Origin of the sequence: Erythrobacter sp. (assembly GCF_038133525.1) — a bacterium.
Classification (GTDB): domain Bacteria; phylum Pseudomonadota; class Alphaproteobacteria; order Sphingomonadales; family Sphingomonadaceae; genus Qipengyuania.
The window spans coordinates 1-923 of sequence record NZ_JAYPTL010000173.1; the positions used below are offsets into that span (position 1 = coordinate 1).

Consider the following 923-nt stretch of genomic DNA (forward strand, 5'->3'; position numbering starts at 1 on the left):
CCTTCGCTCTCGACGCTTCGGGCCTGTCAGCGCCCAAAGTCACATTCTGGACCGTCTGGGACGGCGACATTCTTGCCGGTTTCGGTGCGCTGAAGGAACTCGACCCACGCCATGGCGAGGTGAAGTCCATGCGCGCGGCGCCCGAAGCGCGCGGCAAGGGGGCGGGCCGTGCCGTCCTCCTCCATATCGTGTCCGAAGCGCAGCGGCGCGGATATGCGCGGGTCAGCCTGGAAACGGGAACGGGCGAACTGCACGGGCCTGCTATCGCGCTTTATCGCAGCGCCGGGTTCCAGTCCTGCGAACCTTTTGCCGATTATCGGCCAAGCCCCAAGAACCAGTTCTTCACGCTCAGCCTGCCCGCATAGGCTGCGCGCTCGCCCGCCGGCATTTCTGCAAACACGCCCGTTGGACAGCGCGTCCGGATCGTCCATATTCGGACGATGGAGAATATTCGCAATATCGTAATCCTGACAGGCGCTGGCGTTTCCGCCGAAAGCGGGATCGACACTTTCCGCGCCGAAGGGGGACTGTGGGAGAACCACCGGATCGAGGACGTGGCAACGCCCGAAGGCTTTGCGCGCGATCCCGAGCTGGTCCTGCGCTTTTACGACATGCGGCGTGAGCAGATCGAGACCAAGCAGCCCAACCCGGCGCATGCGGCGCTGGCAAGGCTGGAAGCCGAGTGGGGCGGCAATCTGCTGCTGGTTACGCAGAACATCGACGATCTGCACGAACGCGCCGGATCGCGATCCGTGCTCCACATGCATGGCGTCCACCTCCTCGCGCTGTGTTCGGCGTGCGGGGCGCGATCGCCATGGACAGGGCCCATGGTCGCGCGCCCGCCCTGCCCCAGCTGCGGCGCAACCGCGCTGCGGCCCGATATCGTGTGGTTCGGGGAAATGCCCTATCGCATGGACGAGATC

The 923-nt window shown here is 65.2% G+C and carries 2 protein-coding genes; both read left to right on the forward strand.

Features of this window, described 5'->3' with window-relative positions; genetic code table 11:
- Nucleotides 1–365 (forward strand): GNAT family N-acetyltransferase (locus AAFM29_RS17675; protein WP_341714024.1); only part of this gene is annotated, 365 nt, incomplete at its 5' end.
- Between the two features lie 75 nt (nt 366–440).
- On the forward strand, nt 441–923 hold a 483-nt coding region (locus AAFM29_RS17680), incomplete at its 3' end, for a Sir2 family NAD-dependent protein deacetylase (protein WP_341714025.1).